The sequence below is a fragment of the Kitasatospora sp. NBC_01560 genome, from assembly GCF_045208415.1.
Lineage (GTDB): Bacteria > Actinomycetota > Actinomycetes > Streptomycetales > Streptomycetaceae > Kitasatospora.
Genome location: NZ_CP109364.1, coordinates 7,346,551 through 7,366,139, shown reverse-complemented (window position 1 = coordinate 7,366,139; position 19,589 = coordinate 7,346,551). Strand labels below are relative to the sequence as shown.

Genomic DNA, 19,589 nt, shown 5'->3' with positions numbered 1-19,589 from the left:
ACTGCGTCACTGCTCCATCGGGGCTTCGGCCAGACTGCGCCGCCGGGCCTGCGCGGCACTGCGCAGTCGGGACCGGCCGCCGAGCCTCGACTCGCCGGCGGCACCCGCGGGGTCGGCGGCGGTCGGCGGCGGGGGTGCGGCGTCGCCGTGCGTACGGCCGGAGAGGTACGCGGCGAGGGTGCGGGGTGTGGGGTGCTCGAAGAGAGCGACGAGCGGCAGCTCCGGCCCGTGCTCGGCGGCGAGCCGGGTGTGCACCTCGGCCAGCAGCAGCGAGTGGCCGCCGAGGTCGAAGAAGCCGTCGTCCGGGCCGACCGCGTCGAGCTGCAGGAGCTCCTGCCAGATCGCGACGATCCGGCGTTCGAGCTCGGTGCCGGGCGGTCCGCCGGCCGGCGCCCGGGCGGGGGCCGGCCGCTCGACCGGGGGCAGCGCCCGGCGGTCGACCTTGCCGCTGGCGTTGAGCGGCAGCGCGTCCAGCAGGACGAGGTGGCGCGGCATCAGGTAGTCGGGCAGCGCGGCGGCCAGCAGCACCCGGAGCGCGGCGGCGTCGCCCGCCCCGTCGGCGGGCACCACGTAGGCGACCAGTTCCGGGTCGGCGGACGGCCGCGGTGTGTGCACCCCGACGTGCGCGGCGGTCACGCCGGGCAGCCCGAGCAGCACGCCGGTGACCTCACCGGGCTCGATCCGGCGGCCGCGGATCTTCACCTGGTCGTCGTCACGGCCGGCGAACTCGACGCTGCCGTCCGGGAGCCGGCGGCCGAGGTCACCGGTGCGGTAGAGCCGGGCGCCCGGGACCGCCGCGTGCGGGTCCGGCACGAAGCGGTCCGCGGTGAGGTCGGGGCGCCCCAGGTAGCCGCGGGCGAGCCCGGGGCCGCCGAGCAGGATCTGCCCGACGGTGCCGTCGGCGACGGGCTCCAGCGCGTCGTCCAGGATCCTGAGCTCGGTGCCGGCCACCGGGTGGCCGATCGAGGGCAGTTCCCCGGCCGGGCCGCCCGGCAGGACGGTGCCGGCCGTGGCGACCACGGTGTTCTCCGACGGGCCGTAGTTGTTGACCAGCCGGAACGGCAGCCCGGGGGCCGGCCGCAGGTGGAGGCGGTCGCCGCCGGTGCGCAGCACCCGCAGCGCCGTCCCGTCGGCCGGCCAGTCCAGGCCGAGCAGCCGCTCGGCGAGCGGGGTGGGCAGGAAGCTCACGGTGATCCGCTCGCTCAGCAGCCAGTCCCGCAGGCGGGCGGGCAGCAGCAGCGTCTCGCGGTCGGGCACCGCGAGGGAGGCGCCGGAGGCCAGCGGCGGCCACAGCTCCCAGACCGAGGCGTCGAAGCCGGGCGAGGCGATCAGCGTGCAGCGCTCGTCCGGGCCGAGCCCGGCGGCCTGCTGGTCCCAGGCCACCAGGTTGCCGAGCGAGGCGTGCTCGACCAGCACGCCCTTGGGCTCGCCGGTCGAGCCGGAGGTGAATACGACATAGGCCAGATCGCCCGGCCGGGATTCCCGTCCGGGATTCTCAGCGGAGTACTCGGACACGTCCGCGGCGAGGATGTCGACCACCTCGGCGCGGGCTTCCGACAGGCCTGCCGAGAATTCCGCCACGGTCAGCACCAGCGGCGAATCGGCGGCATTGAGCGCGCGGACCGAGCGGTGCGACAGGTGCTCCGGGTCCAGCGGGAGGTAGGCCGCGCCGGTCTTCAGGACGGCGAGCGCGGCGACGGCCAGCTCCGGGCCGCGGGGCAGGCAGACGCCGACGATGATTTCTGGACCGGCCCCCCGGGCCAGCAGCGATCCGGCCAGCCGGTTGGCGCGTTCATTGAGCTCGCGGTAGGTGACGACCCGTCCGCCCTGGCGCACCGCGGTGGCGCCGGGCGTCCGGGCTGCCCAGTACTCGACCCTGCGGTGCACGGGAGCAGACCCGTCCCGGAGCCCGGTCGGATGTACGTCGGCCACAGTCCCCCCACTTCTCCCGAATCGAGTCCACTAATCATCGATTGAGATTTTCGAATTTCCCTGCCGGATTCCATGAACTGGTATCCGAATTCAAATATAGCGACGGTTCGGCAACGTGGGAAGTGGCACTGATCACAGCTGACCTGCACCGTCAACGCTTTCCCGGAAAAAACACCTCCCCGCACTCGCGCCGGGGGTGCGCGAGGGCGGGGAGGCGGGCCCCGGCCGCTGCCGGAAGGCTGCGGCCGGGGGGTACGGGTGTGGTGCGGGGTGCCACGGGGTGCCGCGGGGGTCCTGCACGGGTGGCACGGGGTCCTGCACGGGTGGCACGGGGTCCTGCACGGGTGGCACGGGGTCCTGCGGTCGGTACGAGGTGGTGCCCGGTGCGCCTAGGAGGCGGCGCCGGCCTTGGCCGGCTCGACCGGGGCCACCGGCGCGGGGGCCGGGGCGGGGCGCAGCAGCAGGACGGTGAGCGCGCCGATGGCCGCGATGGCGGCGGCGACGGCCCAGGAGTGCTGCAGGCCGCGCGCGAAGGTCTCGGCGACCGCCTCGGAGAGGTCCTTGGGCTGGATGGAGCCGAGCGCGGGGATCGTGCCCTCGGAGATCTCGTCGACGGCCCGCTGGGCCGCCTCGGCGTCCAGGCCGAAGCCGCTCAGCCGCTCCCGGAGCGCGTCGTGGAACCCGGCCGCCTGGACGGCGCCGAGGACGGCGATGCCGACGACGGTGCCGAACTGCATCAGCGTCTGGATGGTGCCGGAGGCCGCGCCGGCCGAGGTGGGCGGGACGGAGCCCAGGGCGGTGCTGTTGTTGTGCGGGATCGCGATGCCGAGGCCGGCGCCGATCAGCACCAGGGCCACGCCGACGACCACGAACGGCGTGTCGGTGCCGGTGAAGGCCAGGGCCAGCAGGCCCAGCGTGCCGGTGCCGACGCCGGTGACGGTGATCGTGCGGGGCTTGAACTTCGCGGCGAGCCTGGCGGCGTAACGGGCCGCCAGGGCCATCGCGACGGCCGCCGGGAGGAAGCCCAGGCCGGCCTTCATCGGCGAGTAGTCGAGCGCCTGCTGCAGGTAGAGCGACAGGAAGTAGAAGGCCGTGGAGAGCGAGCAGCCGAGCACGAAGGCGGTGCCGCCCGCCGTGGCGAAGACGCGGGAGCGGAACAGCGAGAGCGGCAGCATCGCGTGCTCGGCGCGGCTCTCGACCACCAGGAACGCGGCCAGGCCGACGGCGGCGAGCACGAAGGCGCCGATGATCAGCGGCGACGTCCAGCCGCGCGAGCCGCCCTCGATGACGGCGAAGGCCAGCGAGAAGGCCCAGACGATGCCGAGGACGACCCCGGCCACGTCGAGGCGGCGGCCGCGCTGGGCCTGGGTGGCGGGGATGGCCTTCCAGGCGCAGAACAGGACGATCGCGCCGAGCGGCAGGTTGATGCCGAAGATGGTCCGCCAGCCCGCGACGTCGACGAGCGTGCCGCCGATCACCGGGCCGAGGGCGATCGCTATGCCGGAGAGGGCGCTCCAGATGCCGAGCATCTTCACCCGTTCGGCGGGCTCCGGGAAGAGGTGGGCGATCAGCGCCATGCACCCGGGGACGAGGACGGCCGCGGCGGAGCCCTGGACGGCGCGGCCGGCGATCAGCGCGGCCAGGTTCGGGGCGACGGTGCAGACGGCGGAGCCGACCACGAAGAGCGAGACGCTGAGCAGGAGCGCCGTCCGGTGCCCGAGCCGGTCGGAGATCAGGCCGCCGACCAGGAGCAGGCCCGCGAAGCAGAGCGTGTAGGCGTCGACCGTCCACTGGAGGCCGGAGAGCGACGCCTTCAGGCTGTCCTGGAGGGCGGGGAGCGCGACCATGCTGATCGACAGGTCGAGCATGGCGAGGAAGGCGGCTCCGAAGAGGGCCAGTCGTGCGGAGAGCGGGGGGGACGGCTTGACGGCCGCGGTGCCGGATTCGACGGCGGGCATGGGGACTCCCTGATGGGCAGCGGCCGTGCCGCTGCGAAAGGCTTGAGAATCAGCTTTGCAAAGTGTGTAGCTTTGCAAAGGCCCCCGTCAAGACGTGACGCCCCGTCGGACCGGACGGCCGGCCCGCGCTGAGGGTGCGTCAAACCGGCCGACGGCGTGGTGCCGTCGGCCGGGAGGGGGACTGCGGAGTCGGCGCCGGGCCGCTACTCCCCGGCCGGCCGGTCACCCGGCGCCGAGGGGATGATCGGGAAGATCCTGCTGATCACGGCCACCGGCGCGGCCTCCTGCGGCCGCGTCGAGGGCAGCCACTCGCGCGCCTGGTACGGGGCGAGCAGCCGCCGCACCTTGTCGCCGAGCTCCTTGATCTCGCCGGGCGTCAGGTAGAGCACCGAACTGAACGCGTCGTCCAGCCGCCACTCCTCGGGCGCCTGGTCGCGCTCGGCCAGCCAGCGCCGGTAACTCTCGTCCTCCAGGCCGCGGGTGAAGCAGGAGAAGCTCTCCGAGGCCTCCGGGCTCTCGGGGCTCTCCGGGTTCGCCGCGCCCGCCGGGCTCCCGCCCGCACTGCTCGCACCGGCCGCACCGGCCGCACCGCGGCGCAGCCGCCAGGGCCGCGCCCGGCCGCCCTGCTGCGGGACCTCCTCGATCAGCCCGGCCCGGCCGAGCTGGCGCAGGTGGAACGAGCAGAGGCCGGAGCTCTGGCCCAGCCGCCGGCCGGCCTCGTTGGCGGTCAGCACCTCGACCTGCCCCAGCAGTTCGAGCAGGGCGGCGCGCACCGGGTGGTCCGCGAGCGGAAGGGCGGCGGCGTCCGGGTCTCCCGCGGCGTGGCTGGGGTTCACATTGCCAGGGTCACCCTTTGCAAAGTAACGTGTCAAGCGGCCCAGCCGGCCCACTTTTCGTCTCCGCGCCGGCTGCCGCCCTTCTCCCGGGCGCGCACGGCGTCGAGGTCGAGCGCCCGCCGCATTCCGGAAAGGTTCTCGCGACCATGCCCAAGCCCCAGCCCGCCACCCCCGATGACCTCCGGGTTCGCGTCCAGGGCCAGCCCGTGGACAGCTACCCCGACTACGCGCCCGAGGCCAAGCGCGGCCGCGTGCTGCGCGTCACCGTGGTCGGTGAGGACATCCTCCACCGGCCCTGCAAGGAGGCGGCCGAGGAGTTCGGCACGCCCGAGCTGTCGCAGCTGATCGACGACATGTTCCTCACCATGTACGTGGCCGAGGGCGCCGGCCTGGCGGCCAATCAGGTCGACGTGGACCTGCGCCTGTTCGTCTGGGACTGCGGCGACGACGACGGCGTCCGGCACGTCGGGCACATCCTGAACCCGGTGATCGACGAGCCCGCGGGCCGCCGCCACCTGCTGGACGCCGGCGAGGGCTGCCTCTCCGTGCCCGGCCCCCGGCACGACCTGACCCGCGAGGAGCACACCGTCGTCCGGGGCTTCGACAAGGACGGCAACCCGCTGGTCATCGAGGGGGCGGGCTACTTCGCCCGCTGCCTCCAGCACGAGACCGACCACCTGAACGGCATGCTGTACGTCGACCGGCTCTCCCGCCGGCAGCGGCAGTCGGTGCTCAAGGAGATGGCCGTCGTGCGGGAGGACGTCTTCGCCGAGCGCCGCGCCCGCGCCGAGGCGATGGGCGTCCAGGACGCCCCGGCCGCCGGCTGATGCCCGTCGGGGCCGGGCCGCACCCGGCCCGGCCCCGCGAGGTCACCTCCGCAGCGGTGCGATGTTCAGCTCGCCGATCCGCTCGCGCAGCGCCGGGTCGGTGACGCCCAGCCCGGTCTTGGGGGCCAGGGCGAGCACGCCGACCTTGCCCACGTGCCCGTTCTGCTGCACCAGGCGCGCCGCCTCCTTGGCCTCCTCCATCGGGTAGGTGACGGAGAGCCCGGTCTTGATCGCCCCCTGGGCGATCAGCCGGTTGGTCTCCCACTGCTCCTGGAGGTTGGCGCCGTGGCTGCCGATCACGCGCTTGAGCCGCATCCACAGGTAGCGGTTGTCGAACTCGTGCGCGTAGCCGGTGCTGGAGCCGCAGGTGACCACGGTGCCGCCGCGCCGGGCGACGAACACCGAGACGCCGAAGGTGGCCCGGCCCACGTGCTCGAAGACCACGTGCGGGTCCTCGCCGACCGCCTGGCGGATCCGCTTGCCGAGCGCCTTGCCGACCACCATCGGGTCGGCCGGCTCACTGCCCGTCATCCCGATCTCCTGGCGGTTGATCACCGCGTGGCAGCCGAGGTCCCGGGCCTGCGCGGCCTTCTCCTCCGAGCCGACGACGCCGACCGCGATCCCGCCGCCGTTGCGGACGAACTGCGTGGCGTAGGCGCCGAGGCCGCCCGCCGCGCCCCAGATCAGCACGACGTCGCCCTGCTTGATCCGGGCACCGCGCTCGCCGACCAGCATGCGGTAGGCGGTGCCGGCGCACAGCGGGTTGGCGGCCGCCTCCTCCCAGCTCAGCGCCGCCGGCTTCGGCAGCAGCTGGTTGGCCCGGACGACGGTGTAGTGGGCAAGGCCGCCGAAGTTGGTCTCGAAGCCCCAGGCCCGCTGGTCGGAGCCCATCATCCCGTCGTGGTGCGTCGCCGGGTCCTCGTCGTCCACGTACGCCGTCCCGACCACCACGTGGTCGCCGACGTTCCAGCGCCGCACGCCGCTGCCGGCGCGCACCACGACGCCCGCGGCGTCCGAGCCGAGCACGTGGAACGGCTGGTCGTGCCGGGCCTGCCAGCCGCCCTGCTTGCCCATGTGGCGCAGGAAGCCGAAGGTCGGCGCCGGCTCGAAGGTGGCCGACCAGACCGTGTTGTAGTTGATGCCGCTGGCCATCACCGCGACCAGCACCTCGTCCGGCGCCAGCTCGGGCATCGGCACCGCGCCCAGGTGCAACGAGCGGCGGACGTCCTTGTCGTCCTCCCCGCTGCCCCGGAACATGTCGACGTCCTCGATCCGGGTGTGCAGCGCGGTGAAGTCCGCGGGCACCGGCAGGGCTTCGAGCTCTTCTCTGCCCGCGCCGTTCACCACGGCCTCGGCGAGTACATCCCTCATGCGTTCTCCTCAGTACGTTCCGTCTGTGCCATGTGTGCCGGGCCGGCCGGGGCGGGCAGCGCCGGGTGCGGCGGCGCGCACCCGTCCCGGTCCTCGTCCGGCAACCGGGTGGTGATCTCGATCCGGCCGGGGAGGTCTTCGCCCGGCAGCCGCGCGCGCAGTGCGGCGCGGACGGTGCCCGCGTCCACCGGCCGGGCCGCGTCGGCGGGCACGACGACCGCCGCCGCGGACGGGCCGCGCCTGGTCTCCCGCACCACCACCGCCGCCTCGTGGACGCCGGGCAGGCCGTGCAGCACCCGCTCCACCAGCGGGACGTCGATCACCCCGTGGTGACGCAGCCACCGCCCGCCGTCGGCGCCCAGGTACTCGATCCGCCCCTCGGCCGTGACCCGCCCCAGCCCGGTGCCGCCGGGCCCGCCGGCGGACGGCCCGTACGGGCCGCCGCCCGCGGTGATCCGGCCGGCCACGCCCTCGGGCAGCGGATCGCCGTGCTCCCCCCGGACCTCCAGAGGCACGCCGGCGACCGGCGTGATCCGCGGCGGGTCGAGCGGCCCGGCGCCGAGCTCCGCCCAGCCGGCCACTTGGTCCACGTCCAGGTACGGGGCCAGGTACGGGGCCTGGAGGAGGCCGCCGCGGGCCCGCCACTCCAGCAGCTCGCCCGCCGGGCGCAGCCCGTCGAGCGGGAGGACGAGCGCGCGCACGCCCCCGGGCCCGCCCGGGGCGGGCTGCCGCCGGACGACGGCCCGCAGGACGGCGAGCGGTCCGTACAGCCGGGCGACCGGCGCGGCCGGCCGGGCGGTGGCGTCCGGCAACAGCTCCAGGGCTGCGCCGCGGCGCCAGGCCGCGACCGCCTCGACGGCGAGCACGGCGAGCGGCGCCGGCAGGTGGGCCGCCGTCGGCGCGCCCTCGTCCGGGCCGGCCGGGGCCGCAGCGGAGGCAGAGGCCGCCCACAGGGCGTCCCGCCCGCCCGGCGGCCCGGCGAGCACCTCGCGCAGCCGGCCGAGCAGCCGGCCGGCCGCGCCCTCGTCGGCCGCTGCTCCCCCGGCTGCTTCTCCTCCGGCCGCTGCTCCCCGGCTGCCGGGGCGCCGGACGGCAGCAGCCGCGGCGCGAGGTCGGCGAAGGTGACCGCCCACCCCTCGCCGCGCAGGGCGACGGCGCCGGGCCGGTCGGCGGCGAGCCGCCGGAGCAGCCCGGTGAGCGCGGCACCGCCGTCCGCCCCGCCCGCGGGCGGGGCGGACGGCAGCGGCAGGCGCAGCGCGCGGCCGGACGAGCCCGGGCGGGTGACCAGGGCCTCGACCGCGCGGCAGAAGTGGTCGTTGAAGGCCGCGGCCTCCCGCGCGCCGGTGTTCTCCACCCGGTAGTCCAGCCGCACCCGGCAGTTCGGCCAGTCCGCCCTGACCTGCAGCGTCCGCTCGAAGGTCGAGGCGCGGTTGGGGGTGAAGAAGTCCCAGTCCAGCACCAGGCCGGGAACGGCCGGGTTGAGCCCGCGCGGCGGCCGGGGGAAGGAGACGCCGACCTGGCTCAGCAGCCGGGCCCCGCCCCCCGTCGGTAGCGACTTCACCAGCCGCTGGAACGGCACCCGGCGGAACCGCCCGACCCGCTCCAGGGCGTGTGCGGCCTCCTCGACCAGGGTCTGGCCCGAGGCGTCCGGATCGCTCTCCAGCAGCATCGGGACGACGTTGATCTGTGCCCCGGCGACCCCGGCCGTGCGGGCGTCGCTGACGTCCGCGGCGATGCCGAGCAGCGAGCGCCGGTTGCCGTAGCGGGCCAGCTGGAGGCCGAGCGCGGCCACCAGGGTGGTGAACGTGCTCACCCCCTGGCGTTCGGCCAGCGCGCGCAGCGCGGCCACGTGGGCCGGCTCCATCTCGACCAGCTCCGTCCCCGCCACCGGACCGCGCTGCCCGGTCACGGCGCCGGGCAGCGCCATCGGCTCCCGGACGTCGGCCAGCACCTCCGTCCAGTGCGCGACGGCCTCGGCGCGGACGTGCTCGTCGGCCTCGGGGGCCTCCGCCTCGGGCAGCGCCTCGCGGTCGAGCGGCTGCCCGGCGCGGACGGCGGTGAGGAAGCGGGTGAGGTCGGCCGCGACCAGGAACTTGCTCCGGCCGTCGAAGCCCGCGTGGTGGGCCGGCAGCGCGAGGGTCTGCCGCTCGCCGCCGTGCCGGAGCAGGACGAACTGCAGCGACCCCTCCGCGGCGAGGTCCCAGCGGCGCGGCGCCTCGTGGCAGGCCATCCACTCGCGCACCGACTCCCGCTCCGTGCCCGGCGGGCAGGGCAGCGGCACCGTCCGGAAGCGCAGCACTTCCGCGGCGTCGAGGACGAACCGCCGGAGCACGCCGTCGACCAGCCGGAGCACGGTGCGCAGCGGCTCGTGGCGGTGCAGGACGGCCTCGGCGGCCGCCCTCAGCTCGCCCTCGGCGACCCGGCCGGTGAGGGTGACGGCGAGGTAGCCGGAGTTGCTGCCGAGGTCGGCCACCTGCTCCTCCGCCCACAGCACCTGCTGGGCGGCGGTCGGTGGCAGGCCGGCCGTCCGGTCCCCCGTGACCGGGCTCACGTCGCCGACCCTCCGGGGCGACCGGCCGCCCCGGCCGCCCGGCGGCGGCGGATGTCCTCGGTGATCAGGCGCGCCACGGCGTCCCGGTCGGTCTTGCCGCTCGGGGTGCGGGGCAGCTCGGGCAGCACCGTCAGCGACAGCGGCACCGAGACGTCCGGGAGGACGTCGCGCAGGTGGGCGAGGGCCGCGGGCAGGTCGGGTTCCGGGCCGTCGGCGGACGCAGTGACGGCCGCGCGCAGGCTCCGCACGCCGGAGGCGCTCTCCACCACCACGCAGGCCGCGCCGTCGACGCCGGGGCGGCCGAGCAGCTGGACGTCGACCTCCAGCAGGTTGACCCGGATGCCCCGGATCTTCACGTCGCTGTCCAGCCGGTTGAGGAACTGCACCACGCCGTCCCGGATCCGGACGAGGTCACCGGTGCGGAACACCCGGGTGTGCCCCTGCGGGGTCGGGTCGACGGTGCGGAACCGCTCCTCGTTGAGCTCCGGCCGGTTCAGGTAGCCGAGCGAGACCGGAAGGCCCGCGACCAGCAGCTCCCCGACGCCGGGCTCGTCCTGCCCCGCCGGGTCGACGAGCAGCTCGCAGCCCGGCAGCGGCACACCGATCGGCGGCAGGGTCGGCCAGTCGCCGACCGCGGCCGGCAGGATGTGCGAGGTCACCATGGCGGACTCGCTCTGCCCGTAGTGGTTGACCAGCCGTGCCCCAGGCAGCCGCTCGAACATGGCGCGGATCTGCTGGGTGCAGACCACCTGCTCGCCGGCCGTGTTCACCTCGCGCAGCCGCAGGCCCGTCACGTCCGCCGCGGCGCCGACCGCGACGGCCAGCATCTGCAGGGCGACGTACGGCAGGAAGAGCCGCTCGATCCGGTGCTCGATCAGCCAGGCGAGCAGCTGGACGGGCTCCCGGCGCAGCCGCTCGGGGACGATCACCACGGTGCCGCCGCCGCGCAGCGAGCCGAGCACCTCCTGGAAGGAGACGTCGAAGTTGAGCGGGGCGAACTGGGCGGTGCGCAGGTCGGGCCGCGGCGAGTGGGCGGCCTGCCACTCGGCCATGTTGTCCAGGCAGCTGTGCGGGATCGCGACGCCCTTCGGCCAGCCGGTGGAGCCCGAGGTGTAGATGACGTAGAAGGGCAGGTCGGGGCGGCACTCGACGGGGCGCCAGGCGTCGCCGGCCCGGTACGGGCGGGAGCCCTCCGGCCCGGGGATCGGCACCCGCACCGCGGTGGACTCCAGCGCCGGCACGGTGCCGGTGTGCAGGAGCACCGCCGCGCCGCTGTCCGACAGCATGTGGGCCAGCCGGCGGACGGGGTACTCCGGGTCGAGCGGCACGTAGACGGCGCCCAGGGCGGCGGTGCCGAGCATCGCGGCCACCACCTCGGCGCCGCGCGGGCCGGTCACGCCCACCCGGTCCTCGGCCGTCACGCCGTGCCCGGCCAGCAGCGCGGCGATGTCCCGGGCCCAGCCGACCAGTTCGGCGTAGCTGACGGTGCGGTCGCCGTCGACCACGGCGATCGCGTCGGGCTGCTCGCGGGCCGTCTCCAGGAGGGCGTCGAGCAGGCAGCGGGGGTCGGCGGCGCCGCCCCAGAGGGAGAGGTCGCTCATGCCGCGGCCCCGGCCTTCAGGGCGGCGGCCAGCTCGGCGACGGTGGGGTGGTCGAAGATCATCCTGATCTGCACCTCGCCGCCGAGTTCGCGCTGGATCCGGGTGGCGATCGTGGTCGCCGCCATCGAGTCGCCGCCGAGGTCGAAGAAGTTCTCGTCCGGGCCGATGTCACCCATCCCGAGCGCCTCCTCCCAGATGCCGGTGAGGAGTTCGGCCAGGCCGGTGCCGGGCTGCGATGTCATTGCGTTCTGCCTTTCTGGTGGTTCGGGCGGGCGGACGACCGGCCGCCGCTGGGCGGGCCGGCCGGGGCCCGTCACTCGTCGAGGTCGCCCAGCGCGAGGCCGGGCGTGCTGGTCCAGTGCTCGGCGAGGGCGACGAGTTCCTCGACCAGCACCTCCGCCGCGTCCGGTTCGAAGAGGTCGGCCGAGAGCAGGAGCTGCCCAGACGACCGGTCGCGCCGGTGGTCCAGGTGGAGCTCCACCTCGAACCGGGTGACCAGCGGCGGGATCGGCCACTCGGCCACCGTCAGACCGTCGAACCCGGGCACCTCCGCGGGCCCGTGCAGGTCGAAGCCGACCTGGGCCAGCGGTGGCCGGTGCGCCTGGCGGGCCGCGCCGCTCAGCGCGACGACGCGCTCGAACGGCAGCGGGTTCTCCATCGCCCCGAGCAGCGCCTGCCGGGTGCCGTCGACCAGGTCGTCCAGGCTGGTGTCCGGCGTGCAGTGCAGGCGCACCGGGACGACGTTGACCAGGAACCCGACCAGCCCCGCGGCGTCCGTCCCGGCGGCGCGGCCAGCGGTCGGCACCGCGACGGTGATCTCCTCGGTGCCCGCGCACCGGCAGAGCATGCCCGCGTAGAGCGCCAGCGCCGTGACGAACGGCGTGCAGCGGTGGGCCCGGCCGAGGCCGGCCAGCCGCCGGCGCACCGGCTCGGAGAGGTCGAACCGCGCGAGGTGGGCGCGGCCGGTGCTCTGCCGGCCCGGGGGGAAGTCCAGCGGCAGGCCGGAGTCGGCCGGGGCGCCCGCCAGCGTCCGCCGCCAGTAACCGGCGGCCTCCGCGGGCTCCGGCCGGGACGCGGCCTGCTCCAGATGGGCCAGGAAGCCCGGCGCGGGCTCCAGCGCGGGCTCCGCCCCGGCCGCGAACGCGCCGTAGCAGGCGGCGAGTTCGCGGAAGAACACACCCATCGACCAGCCGTCGAAGGCGATGTGGTGGATGGTGAGCAGCAGCAGGTGCTCGCCGGCCCCGAGCGGGGCGAGCTCCACCCGCAGCAGCGGCCCGGCGGCCAGGTCGAACCGCCGGCCCCGGGCCTGCTCGACCAGCGTCCGGATCGCCTCGTCCTGCTCCGGGCCGGTGGCCGCGGCCACCGGTGCGCGCAGGTCGAGGACGTCCGGGCCGGCCGGGTGCACCTCCTGCCGGACGCCGCTCCCGGTCTGCCGGTAGGTGGTCCGCAGGCTCTCGTGCCGCTCCACCACCCGGGCGAGCGCCCGGCGCAGCGCGGGCACGTCCAGCTCGCCCGTCAGCCGGAGGGCGCGCTGGATCAGGTAGCCGCGGTTGCCCGGGGCGAGCTGCTCGCTGAACCACATCCGCTGCTGCGCGCTGCTGAGCTCCGCGGAGACGGCCGGGCCGGCCGCGCTCAAGCCGCGCCGCCCGGGAGCGGCGCGAGCCAGCCCGCCGCCAGGGCGGCGCCGTCCGGCTCGGTGCCCGCGGTCAGGGCGGCGAGCCGGCGCTGCGCGTCCGCCACCCGGTGCCGCGCCTCGGTGCAGAACACGTCGGCGAGGGCCTGGTCGTCCTCGTGGCCCCCGGCGCTCCGGCCGTCCTGGGCCGGGCGGCCGGCCGCGCGGGCGAGCACCAGGCTCATGGTGAGCAACTCCTCGATGGTCCGGCCGAGTTCGACGAGCAGCCGGTCCTGGGCAGCCAGCTCCCGGCGGTCCGGCCACTGCTCGACCAGCCCGGCGCAGGTACGGGCGAGGGCGAGGGCGCCCTCGGCCACGGCCCGCCAGTGCGCCCGGTTGCGCTCGGAGAGGCCCGTCGGGGCCTGCGCCGCCGCCGCGGGCTCCGCCTGCCCGGTGGGGAAGTAGCTGAGGGCGATCAGCGCGAGCCGGCCCTGCAGCAGCGACTCCACGCCGCCGGCCACCCGCAGGCCGCGGGCGTCGCGGTACAGCCGCTCCAGCGGGAGGGCCGCCGCCTTGCGGTCGGCCTTGCTGCCCGCGGTCTCGTAGCCCTCGCCGGCCAGCAGCGTCATGGTGCGCTCCACCGTCCGCCAGGCCAGCAGCGAGGTGATGTTCTTGGCCGCGAACCGGTCGAAGACCAGGTTGAGCGGACGGCCGCCGGCGTCGGCGAGAGTGCTCCACTCGACGATGCTCTCCAGCGCGTAGAGCTCGGCCAGGCTGCTCGCGACGACCCGCCGGATCTCGTCGTACTCCGCCAGCGGGCGCCCGTTCACCGTGCGCCGCCCGACGAAGTCGCGGGAGTGCTCCAGGCACTGCCGGACGATCGCGGCGGACGGTGCCGCGATGATCTGCAGCCGCCCGCCGGCGAGCGGGTAGCTGCGGTACGGCGTCCGCCAGACGCCCGGCTGCTCCTCGGCGAGGACCAGCTCGGCGGGGACGCGGACGTCCTCCAGGACGAGCAGCCCGCTGGGCATGCCGCGCAGCCCCATGTAGGAGTGGGTCGCGGCGACGCTGAACCCGGGCGTGGCGGTGTCGACGAAGAACTGCCGGATCCGCTTGCCGTCCGGCCCGTCCACGGTGGCCGTGACGGTGAGCAGGCCGGCGGTCGGCCCGTTCCCGATGAAGATCTTGCGGCCGTTCAGCAGGTAGGCGGCGCCGTCCTCGACCGGCGTGGCCGTCACCTGGCGCCCCGCGTTGGCGGCCCCGGCGGGCTCGGTGTCCGCGGCCCCGGTGAGCACGCCGTCGGCGATCGCCGCGCGCAGCCGGTCCAGCAGCGGCCCCTCCGCGAGCGCGGGGAGGTAGGCGGGCACGCCCAGGCCGTTGTGGAAGGCGAGCAGCAGGCCCGCCGCCGGGGACCAGCCGGCCGCCGCCTCGATCACCCGCAGCACGCCGCGGGGCGACAGGCCGGCCCCGCCGTGCTCGGTGGCGACCGCGAGGTGGAGCAGCCCGGCCGCCCGCAGCCGGTCGACCAGCCCGTCCGGCAGCGCACCCGTCTCCTCGACGGTCTGCGGGTCGCCGAGGTCGTCGAGGAGTTCGCGCAGCGCGGCGGCGGTCCGCTCGCTGTCGCTGCGGCCGTGCGCGTCCTCCTGCGGCCAGGGGTGGAGCAGGTCCTGGCGCAGGGTGCCGCGGACCAGGTCCTCGAACAGGCTGGGCAGGCCGGGGACGCTCATCGGGTTACGGGCGGGCTCGGTCATCGGCGTGGGCTCCGGGCTAGAGGTTCGGTTGCTGCTGACGGCGGCCGCCCTCAGCAGCGAGGAGGGGGCGGTTCGCCGCCTGGCAGCGGGTGAAGCGGGTGGTGGGCAGGCCGGGGGCGAGGACGGCACCGGGCCGCCGGCGCCGGCGCGCGGCGGCGCCGCGGCCGTTCACCAGGCACGGCTCCGGCTCGCCGTACGGGCGGGTGGTGACCACCCGCAGCAGGCCGCCGTGGCCGGGGCCGGCCTGCCGCGGGAAGTGCCGGCCCAGGCCGCCGTGCACGACCAGGACCACCGGGCCGCCGGCGTCGCTCAGCAGCTGGGCGCAGAACTCCTCGGCGTGCCCGGCCCCGGGGGCACCGGGCAGCGCGGCGAAGCGCAGCCCGCCGCGCCCGGTCACGGTGGAGATCAGGGTGACCGGCTCGGTGCCGGGGACGGCGGCGGAGCCCGCGAGGTAGAGCGCCCCGCCGTGCTGCGCCGCCTCGGCCCGCAGCTCCGGGAGCCGGTCGCGGCGCCAGTCGGCGAGCCAGTCGGCGTCGGCGTCCGGGGCCTGCTGCAGCGGGTGCCGGGGGGCGAGGCCGATCCGGTCCAGCGCGCGGCCCAGGGCCGCCGCGGACAGCTGCGCCCCGAGGACGTCGGCGGCGAGCCGGCCGACGGTCTCCCTCGTCCACAGCGCGCCGTCCAGCCCGTACTGCCTCGGCTCGCGGCCGATGACCATCGCGGCCAGTTCGCCGAGCCGGCCGGGCGTCAGGATCGGCGCCCGGCCCGGGGCCGGGCGCCGGTGCAGCGCCTGCTCGCCCTCGGAGCGGTACTTGGCCACCCAGGCGAACACCGCGGCCCGGGAGAACCCGAGCGCGGCGGCCACGTCCTCGGCCCGGACCCCGCTCTCCACCTGCTGGACGGCACGCAGCCGGATCGCTTCCAGCGTGTGCCGGTCGATCTTCCGGCCGTCGTTGTCTCGCATGCCCCGGGCCCCGCCGATCAGGAGGAGGCCGGGCCGGCGGTCTCGCCGAGCCCGAACTCGCGCATGACCTGGGCGAGCCGGCCGTAGGAGTTGCCGCCGTCCTCCTCGAAGCGCCGGATCACCCGCTCCTGGACCTCGGCCGACTTCTCCTGGCTGAGCTTGAACATGGCGTCCACCGACTCGATCTCCAGGTAGAACGCGCCGACCCCGGGGAGGATGCTGCGGAAGTAGTCCAGCGAGGTGCCGGCGTCCCACTTGTCGCCGAACCGCTCCTCCAGGGTCTCCACCGTCCAGCGGACGATCTGCAGCGTCTCCTCCTGGTCCTGGACGAGGCGCAGCCTGCCCTGGACGTGGACGGAGGTGAAGTCCCAGGTCGGGGCGGCCGGGTCGGTGCGGTAGACGGTCGGCGTGACGTAGCCGTACGGGCCGTCGAACATCATCCGGGCGCGGGTGCCGTCGGTGAGGGCCTGCCAGTGCGGGTTCGCCCTGGTCATGTGGCCGATCAGGGAGAGGCCGGCCAGCGGCGCGTCCTCGGGCGTGCCCGGCGGCAGCAGCGAGGGGACGTGGGTGGCGAACGGGGCGGCCTCGCCGTTGCTGGTCAGGGTGGCGAGCGGGTGGTCGAGCATGATCCGGCGCGGCCAGGCTTCGCCGTCCGCCCGGTAGAGGTCGGGAACGAACATCAGGTCTTTCCAATCGTGGGGGGTTCGGTGGGGCGTTCTGACGGCCCGTGGGGGCTCGGGGCGGTGGGCCCCGGCGGCTCAGGGCAGGGTGACGAGCTCGGTCAGCACCCCGAGGCAGTCCCGGGGGTGCAGGAAGGTCACCTTCGTGCCGCGCGAGCCGGTGCCGGGCGGGTCGAAGATCGGCCGGATGCCGCGGGCCTTGAGCCGCTCGGACTCGGCGTCCACGTCGTCCGTGCCGAAGGCGATGTGGTGGACGCCCGGCCCGTGCCGCTCCAGCCAGGCGGAGACCGCCGAGTCCGCGCGGACCGGCTCCAGCAGCTGGATGTACGACGCGGCGCCGTCACCGGTGGCGCCCACCCGCAGCATCGCCTCGCGGACGCCCTGGCTCTCGATGACCTCGACGTGGGTGAGCTCGAAGCCGTAGGTGGCGCGGTAGAACTCGACCGCCTCGTCGACGTCCCGGCAGACGATGCCGATGTGGTCGATCCGGCCGATCATCGGGCGTGCCCCGTCGCCGCGGCCGTCCGGGTGCCGGACAGGCCGAGGGCGATGGTGTCGGCGATCTCGCCGGCCCGGACGCCGATGTTCGACAGCAGGCCGGAGGAGATGCCGTGGCTGTGCTCGGTCGGGCCCTGGAGGTAGATGCCCGCCCGGAGGCTCTCCTCCGTCACCACCCGGTAGTCCCGGCCGACCTGGAGCAGCCCCCGGTCGTCCCGCTTGCACGAGGCGGCGAGGTCGCCGAGCAGGTCCACCGGGTCGCTCGGCCGGTAGCCGGTGGCGTAGACGACGGCGTCGGCGTCGAGGGTGGCGATCTCGCCGGTCGGCAGGTACTCGATCCGGGCCGAGACGCCGTCGTCGGTCGTCGCGACGTCCAGCAGGCGGGAGATGTTGCGGATGTGCAGGCGCCGGCGGCCCGTCACGTCCTCCAGGTACGAGCGCTGGTAGAGGTCCTGGATGAGGTCCAGGTCGACCACCGAGTAGTTGGTGTTGGCGTGGTAGCCGAGGAGCTTGCGCTTGACCTCCTCGGAGGCCTCGAAGTAGTGGTCCACCGCCGCCGGGTCGAAGATCCGGTTGGCGAAGGCGCTGTCGTCGGCGACGCTGTAGCCGTACCTGGTCAGCACGGCGTGCACCTCGGCCCGGGGGTACCGGTCGTGCAGGTGGGCCACCACTTCGGCGGCGCTCTGGCCGGCCCCCACCACCACCAGCCGCTTCGGGTCCATCGCGTCCAACTGCTCGGTGCGGCGCAGCAGTTCGCTGCTGTGCCAAGTCCGCTCGGCGTTGACCGCGCCCGGCGGGAGGACCGGGCTCAGACCGGTGGCGACCACCACGTTGCGGGTCCGCAGGGTGATCAGCTCGCCGCCCCGGCGCACCACCACGTCGAGGAGCTCGGTGACGCCCCGCTCGTCGGTGACGGGCCTGATCTCCTCGACCTCGGAGCCGTAGTCCACCTCGTCGGTGAACTGCGCCGCGGCCCAGTCCAGGTAGTCGTGGTACTCCACCCGGAGCGGGAAGAAGTTCTTGTTGTTGATGAAGTCGAGCAGCCGGCCCTTGGCCTGGAGGTAGGAGAGGTACCCGAAGGAGCTGGTCGGGTTGCGCACCGTGGCCAGGTCCTTGAGGAACGACACCTGCATCGTGGCGCCCTCGATCAGCATGCCCCGGTGCCAGCCGAACTGCGGCTGCTTCTCGACGAAGCGGGCCCGCACCGCCCCGCCCTCACCCGCACCGCCCTGACCCGCACCGGCGGCCTGCTCCCGCAGCGCCACCGCCAGGGCGAGGTTGGCGGGGCCGAACCCGATCCCCACCACGTCGGTCACCGTGTGCTCGCCCATCGACCGGACTGCCATTGATCCATCCCTCGTTTCGTTGCCCAGTGCGCATGCTCCAGCCGCACGAATGTCTGTTCCGCCCGCCGGGCATGCCGGCAACGGCCCTGCCGCAGGCGGGCCCTGACGTTGCGTCGGTCAGTGGTCGGTGGTCCGCCGGGGCACGCCGCGGGCGCACTGCCGCCGTGCCGGCGGCGCGGCGGCGGCCGTCCGGCCCACCGCGCCGGCGCCGTGCCGGGCCGGGGCGGCCGGCAGCCCCACGACGGGCGGCCGGGCAGCAGCGGGTGTCACAGCGGGGCTCCTCAACGGTGAACGGGTCGGTCGGTCCACGAACGCCACAAGGAGCGTCGGGAGGGGGCGCACACGAACCGGTGGCACGACCGACGGCAGCGGCGCAGCACCCGGGAACCGGCCGTCCGCCCGTCACAGGACGGGTCCGGCCGGCCCGGTCCGGCCGTATCCCCCGATCAGAAGCCTGCCGGTGATCAGCAGCGCCCCTCGTGGCCATCCTGCCGGGAGCTTGCAGACCAGGGCATGTTCATGGAGGATCGACCTCGCGCATGACGGGGATGCGAGGGGATCAGAAAGTATGTCCAATCCGGACTTTTACGATGTCATTGGGGTGCCGGCGCTCACGGATGTCGATGCGGCGGTCTACCACCACATCGCGGAGAGCAGCACCTCGGGACTGGCGCAGATCTGCGCCGACACGGGACTCGGCTTCGAACAGGTCGCGGACGCGATCGACCGGCTCAGCCGGCTCAGACTGGTCAGCCGCCTGTTCGAGGATCCGATCAGATTCACCGCTGTCTCACCGGACAGTGCCAAGGCCAAACTGCTCGACCACACCATCCGGGACCTCCTGGCGAGACAGCAGGAGGTGGACCAGGTCCGGACGGACTTCGACTCGCTGCGCGAGATCTTCGAGGCGAGCGAGCGGAGACGGCTGGAACAGCACGCCGTCGAGCAGCTGGACACCAAGGAAGACATTCGACTCACCATCAGACAGCTTGTGGCCTCGGTCACCTCCGAGCTGATCATCTGCCAACCCGGCGGGGCACATCCCGAGACCTGTATCGAACAGTCGCTCGCCACCACCGAGATGCTGCTCAACCGCGGCGTCCGCATCCGGACCCTGTACCAGCACACCGCCCAGTACAGCCTGCCGACCATCTCCTACGTGGAACGGGTCAGCAGCCGCGGGGCCGAGGTCCGCACGGTCAGTGACTACTTCGGCCGGCTCCTCGTCTTCGACAACGAGACGGCCGTCATCGAGCTGGCCGACAAGCCCGACGGCTTCGTCCTGGTCCGCGACCGGAGCCTCATCAAGTTCACCGTGGACGCCTTCGAGCACATCTGGAGCTACGCCAGGCCGTTCCTCGTCGACTCCGGGCCCAGCGTGGTGTCCTGGGCCCCCGACGCCACCAAGGCCACCATCGTCCGCCTTCTCACCGAAGGCCTGGAGGACAAGGTCATCGCCCGTCGCCTCGGCATCTCCCTGCGGACCTGCCAGCGCCACGTGTCGGAGATCATGGTCACCCTCGGCGCCAGGAACCGCTTCCACGCCGGCTACCTGATCCACCGGGCCGGCCTGCTCGACCAGATCGTCGCCTGGCCGCCGCTCAGGGAGCCCGCCCTGGCCCACGCCAAGGCCGGCTGACACCGCCGTCGCACCCGACGGGGAGG

At 74.9% G+C, this 19,589-nt stretch carries 17 protein-coding genes; 2 read left to right on the top strand and 15 right to left on the bottom strand.

Annotated features, from left to right (window positions below):
* Positions 1-6 precede the first annotated feature (6 nt).
* The 3 genes from OH807_RS31770 to OH807_RS31760 all read right to left on the bottom strand — a co-directional run bounded on the left by OH807_RS31770 (position 7) and on the right by OH807_RS31760 (position 4,726).
* Positions 7-1,887 (bottom strand): non-ribosomal peptide synthetase, encoded by a 1,881-nt coding sequence (locus OH807_RS31770; RefSeq protein ID WP_406205870.1) that lies wholly within the window; start codon positions 1,885-1,887, stop codon positions 7-9.
* Between the two features lie 434 nt (positions 1,888-2,321).
* Complete coding sequence (locus tag OH807_RS31765) at positions 2,322-3,890, bottom strand: MFS transporter (protein WP_406205867.1); 1,569 nt, start codon at positions 3,888-3,890, stop codon at positions 2,322-2,324.
* A 203-nt stretch (positions 3,891-4,093) separates the two neighbouring features.
* Positions 4,094-4,726, bottom strand: coding sequence for an ArsR/SmtB family transcription factor (locus OH807_RS31760; protein ID WP_406205865.1), 633 nt, complete (start codon positions 4,724-4,726; stop codon positions 4,094-4,096).
* Positions 4,727-4,872: 146 nt separating this feature from the next.
* Here OH807_RS31760 and def point away from each other — a divergent pair, with 146 nt between their 5' ends.
* Complete coding sequence (def, locus tag OH807_RS31755; RefSeq protein ID WP_406205862.1) at positions 4,873-5,553, top strand: peptide deformylase; 681 nt, start codon at positions 4,873-4,875, stop codon at positions 5,551-5,553.
* A gap of 42 nt (positions 5,554-5,595) precedes the next feature.
* Here def and ccrA read toward each other — a convergent pair whose 3' ends face one another.
* The 12 genes from ccrA to OH807_RS31695 form a co-directional block, all read right to left on the bottom strand.
* The gene (ccrA, locus tag OH807_RS31750) at positions 5,596-6,924 is read right to left on the bottom strand and encodes a crotonyl-CoA carboxylase/reductase (protein WP_406205859.1); all 1,329 of its coding nucleotides are present in this window, start codon (positions 6,922-6,924) and stop codon (positions 5,596-5,598) included.
* Complete coding sequence (locus OH807_RS31745) at positions 6,921-7,247, bottom strand: AMP-binding enzyme (protein ID WP_406205856.1); 327 nt, start codon at positions 7,245-7,247, stop codon at positions 6,921-6,923. The genes ccrA and OH807_RS31745 overlap by 4 nt, the downstream gene beginning before the upstream one ends.
* Positions 7,244-9,475: a condensation domain-containing protein gene (locus OH807_RS31740; RefSeq protein ID WP_406205853.1), complete on the bottom strand. Its 2,232-nt coding sequence runs from the start codon at positions 9,473-9,475 to the stop codon at positions 7,244-7,246. Before OH807_RS31740 ends, OH807_RS31745 begins: the two co-directional genes overlap by 4 nt.
* Positions 9,472-11,076: an AMP-binding protein gene (locus tag OH807_RS31735; RefSeq protein WP_406205850.1), complete on the bottom strand. Its 1,605-nt coding sequence runs from the start codon at positions 11,074-11,076 to the stop codon at positions 9,472-9,474. The genes OH807_RS31740 and OH807_RS31735 overlap by 4 nt, the downstream gene beginning before the upstream one ends.
* The gene (locus tag OH807_RS31730; RefSeq protein ID WP_406205847.1) at positions 11,073-11,318 is read right to left on the bottom strand and encodes an acyl carrier protein; all 246 of its coding nucleotides are present in this window, start codon (positions 11,316-11,318) and stop codon (positions 11,073-11,075) included. The genes OH807_RS31735 and OH807_RS31730 overlap by 4 nt, the downstream gene beginning before the upstream one ends.
* 71 nt (positions 11,319-11,389) lie before the next feature.
* Entirely contained in the window at positions 11,390-12,712 is a 1,323-nt protein-coding gene (locus OH807_RS31725; RefSeq protein ID WP_406205844.1) for a condensation domain-containing protein, read from the bottom strand.
* Positions 12,709-14,439 (bottom strand): acyl-CoA dehydrogenase family protein, encoded by a 1,731-nt coding sequence (locus OH807_RS31720; protein ID WP_406205841.1) that lies wholly within the window; start codon positions 14,437-14,439, stop codon positions 12,709-12,711. The genes OH807_RS31725 and OH807_RS31720 overlap by 4 nt, the downstream gene beginning before the upstream one ends.
* Positions 14,440-14,455: 16 nt before the next feature.
* Complete coding sequence (locus OH807_RS31715; protein WP_406205839.1) at positions 14,456-15,400, bottom strand: helix-turn-helix domain-containing protein; 945 nt, start codon at positions 15,398-15,400, stop codon at positions 14,456-14,458.
* A gap of 17 nt (positions 15,401-15,417) precedes the next feature.
* A complete protein-coding gene (locus OH807_RS31710; protein ID WP_406205837.1) occupies positions 15,418-16,080 on the bottom strand; it encodes an FMN-binding negative transcriptional regulator in 663 nt (220 codons plus the stop codon).
* A gap of 78 nt (positions 16,081-16,158) precedes the next feature.
* Positions 16,159-16,578, bottom strand: coding sequence for a methylmalonyl-CoA epimerase (gene mce, locus OH807_RS31705; protein ID WP_406205834.1), 420 nt, complete (start codon positions 16,576-16,578; stop codon positions 16,159-16,161).
* A complete protein-coding gene (locus OH807_RS31700) occupies positions 16,575-17,924 on the bottom strand; it encodes a lysine N(6)-hydroxylase/L-ornithine N(5)-oxygenase family protein (protein ID WP_406205831.1) in 1,350 nt (449 codons plus the stop codon). Before OH807_RS31700 ends, mce begins: the two co-directional genes overlap by 4 nt.
* A gap of 117 nt (positions 17,925-18,041) precedes the next feature.
* Entirely contained in the window at positions 18,042-18,194 is a 153-nt protein-coding gene (locus tag OH807_RS31695; protein ID WP_406205828.1) for a hypothetical protein, read from the bottom strand.
* Positions 18,195-18,525: 331 nt separating this feature from the next.
* Here OH807_RS31695 and OH807_RS31690 point away from each other — a divergent pair, with 331 nt between their 5' ends.
* Positions 18,526-19,563: a LuxR C-terminal-related transcriptional regulator gene (locus OH807_RS31690; protein WP_406205825.1), complete on the top strand. Its 1,038-nt coding sequence runs from the start codon at positions 18,526-18,528 to the stop codon at positions 19,561-19,563.
* Positions 19,564-19,589: the final 26 nt, after the last annotated feature.

Bases quoted from the DNA above. Each gene is read 5' to 3' on its own strand.
- OH807_RS31720 (WP_406205841.1), bottom strand. From the start codon at position 14,439: ATGACCGAGCCCGCCCGTAACCCGATGAGCGTCCCCGGCCTGCCCAGC.
- def (WP_406205862.1), top strand. From the start codon at position 4,873: ATGCCCAAGCCCCAGCCCGCCACCCCCGATGACCTCCGGGTTCGCGTC.
- OH807_RS31700 (WP_406205831.1), bottom strand. From the start codon at position 17,924: ATGGCAGTCCGGTCGATGGGCGAGCACACGGTGACCGACGTGGTGGGG.
- ccrA (WP_406205859.1), bottom strand. From the start codon at position 6,924: ATGAGGGATGTACTCGCCGAGGCCGTGGTGAACGGCGCGGGCAGAGAA.
- OH807_RS31765 (WP_406205867.1), bottom strand. From the start codon at position 3,890: ATGCCCGCCGTCGAATCCGGCACCGCGGCCGTCAAGCCGTCCCCCCCG.
- mce (WP_406205834.1), bottom strand. From the start codon at position 16,578: ATGATCGGCCGGATCGACCACATCGGCATCGTCTGCCGGGACGTCGAC.
- OH807_RS31735 (WP_406205850.1), bottom strand. From the start codon at position 11,076: ATGAGCGACCTCTCCCTCTGGGGCGGCGCCGCCGACCCCCGCTGCCTG.
- OH807_RS31710 (WP_406205837.1), bottom strand. From the start codon at position 16,080: ATGTTCGTTCCCGACCTCTACCGGGCGGACGGCGAAGCCTGGCCGCGC.
- OH807_RS31730 (WP_406205847.1), bottom strand. From the start codon at position 11,318: ATGACATCGCAGCCCGGCACCGGCCTGGCCGAACTCCTCACCGGCATC.
- OH807_RS31715 (WP_406205839.1), bottom strand. From the start codon at position 15,400: ATGCGAGACAACGACGGCCGGAAGATCGACCGGCACACGCTGGAAGCG.